Raw genomic sequence first — 6,090 nt, forward strand, 5'->3', positions numbered from 1 at the left:
GAACGACGATTTCTGCCTCCGCTGCACTTGCCGCTAGAACCATCCCGAGGAGCCCGATCAGAACCGCGCGCATTCCCGTCTTCGCTACTCGCATGGGTCTAACGTCAGCGTGAAGCCCGACAATGGGCCGTCCTCTATGGTGGCGCCGATTACGTCGTCTGAAGGGGCGTGCTGTGCCCATGAGACGTTGGGAGCGGTCGAGCCCTTCCACGAAAAGCCCATGACGGCCGGCGTTGCTCTGGGCGTCACATCGTAGCGAACTGTGAACCGCTCGGCTCGATAGGCGACCTCAACAGCGGACCACCGCCGGCCTCCAGCTCGCCGGATCTCGCGCATCGTCTTGCCGACGAGGTCCGGTCGTTTCACGGGCCTCCTCATCACCGAACCGACGTCCTCGACGGAGTACGTCCTTGGACAGGATCTCGCCTCCGCGCTGGCGACACTCAGAGCCGTCCCGAGGAGACCGATCAGCGCCTGCATGATGGTACGCATGAGCGCCCTACCGGCAGCGAACGGGCGATAGGCTCATTCCGGAGAATGGGCCGTCGTAGACGTTGAAGGAGGCGATCTCCTCGGCGAAGTAAGAAGCCTCGGCTTTCCGGTCTCGCTTCGACCAATCGACGACCTGCACGTCCTCGGCCCCCGCCAAATCGGCCGACTTGGCATCTTTAGGTGCCCAGGAGGTCGCCATGATCCACGGCACGCTGTGCGGTGTGTAGCCCTGGGAGATGACGTAACGGCCGGCCTTGCCCTCAACCGCGACCGAGATCTCGGCGATGGTCAGCGTCTCGCTTGGCTCGCGCCCAGGGACGCGCTTCGTCCAGCTCGCGACACGCTCAACGCGGAAGTGCTGCCCCACCAGATCTGGACGCTTCATCTCCGCTGGGCCGGCCACCTCCGCAACAAGCTCGGTGCCATCCAGTCGGCACGCCCTCTCAGCTGCTCCTGCCGCACTGGCGCTCAGAGCCACCGCAACCAATCCGATGCCTATCGTGCGCATCAGCTCTCTCACTCCCGCTTCCCGCGCGAGTGGCAGTTTGTCGGCTCAAGCGTCAGACCCGCGAGCGGACCGCTGTAGACGTCGAACGTACCGTCACGTTCAAATAGCTTGCGTTCCCCTGCTCGGTCCCGCTTGCCCCATTTGGTTTTGACGTCGGGATCATCTGCGGTCGTAGAGCCTGCCCCGATCCAAGGGGAACTGTGCGGGATGTAGCTTTGATGGACGACGTAGCGCCCTTGGACGCCATTTAGCTCGGCCTCAATCCAGCCAGTCGTCATGGTGCCGAGGCTCCCCATCTCATCGGGTATGGTCTTAAAGGCGCTGGCTTTTTTGACGACTTTGAAGCGGGCTCCGATCAGTTCAGGGTTCACATTGTCACCGCCGCGCGAGGTGGCAACCACCTCTAGCCCATCGAGGCGGCACACCTTTGCCTGCGCCCCGCCGGCAGCCAGAACCGCCCCGACCAGACCCACAATGACCGCGCGCATGCTCTGCTCCTGGACTCGGCCGATTATCGGCAAGCGATGACTCTGAGGGTGAGCGACGTGAAAGGGCCGCCCAGGACGTAGTCGAGGCTGCCGCCGACCTTGACGGTTTTCGGGTGTCCTTCACCCCACGCGATCTTGCTGCGGTAAGGCGACGGCCCATCCGTCCAGCTTACAGGGGCGATCGCAGGGGTGCCGTCGACATGATCGCGCCGAACCACGAATGTGCCAGCGGCCCCTTTCAGCTCGTAGCCCTCGTACCCGACGTTCATCATCACGCCGCGGGGCTCGCTGAAGTACATCCTTCGGTGCTCGGTGTAGCGGTGCACCTTGAACGTCTTACCGATGAGGTCTGTGCGTTCGACGGGCTGACTGGCGTATCGCACGCCGGTGTCTTCCACCCGCACCGTGGCGCGATCTGCGGGACAGGATCTCGGTGCCGCCGCTACTGCACTAACGCTTAGAACCGCCCCGACCAGACCCACCCAGACCGCGCGCATGCCCATCCCCTGCCGCCGCCCGCGGCCTTGAGCAGGATCATCGCTGATCTTGGCCGTGCGAGCGAGAGGGCAGAGTGCGGGGGCTGTGCATGGATAGGAATTTGAACCTGCAACGGAGTGCAGCCTGCGTCGGCTCAGGCCGAGACCCTTCCTTCCTTCCTTCCCGGGGGCTCGGGCTGAGGGAGGAAAAGAGCTGAAAACGCCTAGAAAAAAGAGAAGCAGGGAGGGAAGGAAGGAAGGTTGTACATACGTAAGTTATTGATTTTTATATATTACTTCCTTTAGTGGGCATCCCGCACGAGGTTGAGAGCTGGGAAGGAAGGATCCCGGGGCTGGGGCTTCCTTCCCGAGTTCCTGGAAGGAAGGGTCAGCCGATCCAGCGCCAGCCGTGCGCATGACGGCCCGGCGAGGGGACGACGATCTCCTCAATCCAGTTGCCGTCCAGCAGGTGCCGGATGATGTCGTCGCGCTCACGCGCAGACACGTTCCGGATCTTCCTGGCGAGCTCCAGGCGCGTCAGCATCCCGGCCGCCTGGATGGTGTTGCGCACGGCGTTGAACTTGGCCTCGTAGTCGCTGCCCGCCATGTTTCTCGTGGCGCCGTTGAGTAGCACGCGTGCGGACGACACCGCCCACGCAGCACCCCATTCCAGGTCAGACAGGGTCACCTTGGCTGCGCGCCCCTCGCGTGAGACCGCGTGCAGGCTGGCCAGGCGCACGCTGTACTCGAAGATGCGGCCCATCAGCGGCGCGCAGTCCTTGTTGGCATCACCCAGCGCTAGGATCTCCTCCTCGAAGTCGAGCGCGCGCTGCCGCACTGCCTCGCTCTGCCAGTCCAGGCGGTCCTCACAAGGCTTGATCATGAGCTGGTAATTGCCGAGCTTGGTCTGCAGGTTGCCCTCTCCCTCCGGGATGATGTCCCATAAGGCTTGACCAATATGGTCGGGCACGACGCGCGCGCTTGCTGGAGCCTCTTGTGCTTTGGCGCGCGGGGCGGCCTCGACCAGCAGGAAGCGGTTAAGGAAGCCGTCCCGCACGCTGCCGACCGTCACGGCGCTGTAGAACGCCTCCGTGGTCGAGGCGCCGAACAGGGTCAGAGACGGAGACGGGATTGCCTGGACAGCCTTGTCCTTGACCTCAGCCGCCTTGGCCCTGCGGGTCAGCTGAAAGGCCGACTGCCCCTGCTCACGCGACCAGAGCTCCAGGAACACACCGCGCATGGCATGCTCGTGCGGGTTGCCGTTCTTGTGCGACATGCGCCCGAGGAGATTGGCGCCGATCTCGTCGGCTGTCGCCACACAGCAGGGGTGGTCTGCCATCATCTGCTCGATGGCTGAGGCGGAGAAGCCCTTGGCCGTGGCGTGAAGGATGCCCAAGCCGGCAGCGTCCAGGATCTCGCCGACGGCACTCAGAGGCCGGTTCTTACCGACAGCGGTGTCGGCCAGCATGACGATGTAGAGGTTCAGAGCCGTGCCGGTCGGCCCGTAGAGATGGCGGCCGCAGACGCCAGACAGCACCGCCACGGCGGCCGCGACAGCCAGAGGACGGTTAGGCCGCCGGGATGAGGCCAGTATCCAGTCCGCCATCTCGCCGAGCAAGCCAGTTGGGTAGGTCCAGCCCACGTCGTGGCCGAGGCTGAGGCTGTTCAGCACATCGCCTGGACCTTCGTTCGTAGGCGTCAGGATCTCGCCCGTCTCGGCGTCTCGGATCGTGCCGTCCTGGTCCTTGGCGACCTGCCGGAGAGCCGGATCTTCTGCGCTGTGTTCTGATCCGGGCTCAGGGTCGGCCGCAGGGCTCGGTTCATCCGCGTCAGATATCCAGAGCGGAGCAGCGAGCGCGACCTCGAGCAGCTGCTCGCGATCGTGGCCGGCATCCAGGTAGTCGGACACGTCGCCCTTCTCGGGCAGGCCCGGCAGGCGCACGATGCGGGTGCTGCGAGCGACGCCGTGGAGCAGGGCTGCGAGGTCCTGCGCCTTCTTCCGGCCCGCCTCGTCATTGTCCTCCAGGATCAGGCAGTCTTCGCCTTCAAGATCCTGGACCGCCTCCTCGGTCCAAGTTCCGAAGGCTGCCGTGACAGCCCGAAGCCCGAGGGCAGCCACCCGGTCCGCATCCTTCTCGCCCTCCGTGGCGAAGACCGGCCCTGGGGTGCGCCGCGCGAGATAGTCGCGCCGGTACAGCGGGCGCCGCTCAGTGCCACATTTCCAGTACCAGCGGCCGTCGGCGCCGCGGTGGCGCGGCCGCACCTCCTTGGGCTTGGACGGGTGCTCGTAACGCAGGAGCTGGTAGAGCAGCTCTCCATCGACGGTGTAGGCGTACTCGGCCGTGCAGGCGTACCCATCGCGCCGCAGCCACGTGTCATCGAACGGCGTCGGCTTCTCACCATGCTGAGCTTCCGCTCGCGGGAACGGGATGACCCGCTCGGACGCTGCCTGAGGAGCGGTAGAGGGCTGCCACTTGGGCAGCCCGAGGCGTTCGCGGACATAGTCGCGGCACATTTGCCAGTCGTCGCCGGCGTGCGAATGGACGGTGAAGCCGTCCGGCTCTTTCGGATCGACGAAGACCGTCAGTGACTTATCCCTGCGGCTGTGGCCCGGCCCTGGGGCCGAGACGCGGTTGCCGTAGGCACGGCCGCCAAGAGCCCGAGCAACCTGCCGAGCATCGAGAGCAAGAGGACTGCGCTTGTGCATCATCGTGCGCCCTCCTGCGGGCCAATGCCGGCAAGGCTCATGACGAGGACAGCCATGGGAGCCGAGAGGCCGAAGCGATCGCTGATCATGCGAACTGACCACGCCTCGCTGGCGAGAATGTCTGCCGAGGCGGGCAGAAAGCGTTGTCTGCAGGTGGCGGGCTGCTCAAAGCAACAGGGATCACTCTGCTCCGCGAAGAGTTTTCCAACGCACAGGCGTGCGGGATCGGAGGCACAAACGGCCTCTTGACCTGCTACTGCAGGCCGGTTACACAGGGTTTGCATTGAGGAATGTCCTATCTAAAGCCCGCGCGAGCTCGAACTCGCCGGGCTTTTTATTTGCCCAGCAGGTTGGTTGTTCTAGATTGCTTTGTAGCGCCGGTGCGGCTTAGGCTGGCGAGGTCGAAGGCCTGCCCTGAAGCGGCACGCCCGCGGCTTGGTAGGCGCGGGTGACAGCGGGGCCGGTGCGATCGCCAGCGAGGTAGGCGGCAAGCCCCTCCTCATCGCCATCAAGGAAGGCGCGCAGCGCCACGCGTGAGAAAGCCCAGCGCGCACCGATCTTGCGGCCGAGGCCATAGCGCTGGGCCAAGCCGATCAGCCGCAGCCGCTCCTCGCCCGAGAGGGCGCGCGCCTTGCTGATACCGATGGCGTCGTTGGGGTCGTAGGGTTTCAGGACAGCGGGCGCGGCACAGCCGAACTCACTGCCAACGCCGCCCGGTCGGACAGCGGCAACGGAATGCATCATGCGAAGATCCCAAAGATCAACGCACTCAAAGGCTTTGCACAGCCTCACGAGCCTGCAGGGGGCAAAATCGTGACATGATGGATCGAGTATGATCTAACTGTGCGGGCGAACCTTCGGGTGCGCAGTTGAAGGAAAATGCCTGGCTTGCAGATCCCACTCGTGGGCCAGACATCTCCCGATGGGCGAGGAGCGCGACAACGCTGGATGCGTCGATCCGCTCGTCCCCATCGGTTTCAGCACATTAACGCACATAGGGCCGTCACATCAATAACTGGTGTCCCGCTCTAGCGTTCCGCGCCAGATGTTGTGTCAATAGCTGAATATGTGCATAATGTCCTAAATCTTAGTAAGTGCTTGAAGAGGTAGCGAAAACGGACACCGAAATTTTTTTCGGTCCTGAAACGCGACGTTGCCGAACTGTTGCAAAGCCGCCACTTTGAGGCGGCAATCGCGAGGCGTAGGCGGAATATCTGCTCACCTTGCAATTGGCTTTGTCCACCGTGTTTCCGAGACTTCCTTCGGCTGCAAGGTCCTACCTGCGTCCTGTCGCGGATTGGATGTTTCGGAACACGCTCGGTGTCTGGATGCGAGACCTCCTTGGCGGCTGCAACAACCTTGAGGGCTTTCGGGAGCGCGTCCGGATCAGGCGGTTTGGTAACGGGCTTGGCGAGTTCG

The 6,090-nt window shown here is 63.9% G+C and carries 6 protein-coding genes; all 6 read right to left on the reverse strand.

Annotation, left to right across the window (positions count from 1 at the left end; translation table 11 throughout):
• Nucleotides 1–84 precede the first annotated feature (84 nt).
• The gene (locus WDW90_RS33985) at nt 85–492 is read right to left on the reverse strand and encodes a hypothetical protein (protein ID WP_336492101.1); all 408 of its coding nucleotides are present in this window, start codon (nt 490–492) and stop codon (nt 85–87) included.
• Between the two features lie 7 nt (nt 493–499).
• Nucleotides 500–1,000 carry a hypothetical protein gene (locus WDW90_RS33990; RefSeq protein WP_336492103.1) on the reverse strand — a complete coding sequence of 167 codons (501 nt, stop codon included), beginning with the start codon at nt 998–1,000 and terminating at the stop codon, nt 500–502.
• 8 nt (nt 1,001–1,008) lie between these two features.
• Nucleotides 1,009–1,488, reverse strand: coding sequence for a hypothetical protein (locus WDW90_RS33995; RefSeq protein WP_336492104.1), 480 nt, complete (start codon nt 1,486–1,488; stop codon nt 1,009–1,011).
• 23 nt (nt 1,489–1,511) lie between these two features.
• The gene (locus WDW90_RS34000; protein WP_336492106.1) at nt 1,512–1,892 is read right to left on the reverse strand and encodes a hypothetical protein; all 381 of its coding nucleotides are present in this window, start codon (nt 1,890–1,892) and stop codon (nt 1,512–1,514) included.
• A gap of 460 nt (nt 1,893–2,352) precedes the next feature.
• Nucleotides 2,353–4,674 carry a toprim domain-containing protein gene (locus WDW90_RS34005; RefSeq protein WP_336492107.1) on the reverse strand — a complete coding sequence of 774 codons (2,322 nt, stop codon included), beginning with the start codon at nt 4,672–4,674 and terminating at the stop codon, nt 2,353–2,355.
• Between the two features lie 384 nt (nt 4,675–5,058).
• The gene (locus WDW90_RS34010) at nt 5,059–5,415 is read right to left on the reverse strand and encodes a hypothetical protein (protein ID WP_336492109.1); all 357 of its coding nucleotides are present in this window, start codon (nt 5,413–5,415) and stop codon (nt 5,059–5,061) included.
• Nucleotides 5,416–6,090 lie beyond the last annotated feature (675 nt).

The organism is Methylobacterium nigriterrae, assembly GCF_037106235.1.
GTDB lineage: Bacteria > Pseudomonadota > Alphaproteobacteria > Rhizobiales > Beijerinckiaceae > Methylobacterium > Methylobacterium nigriterrae.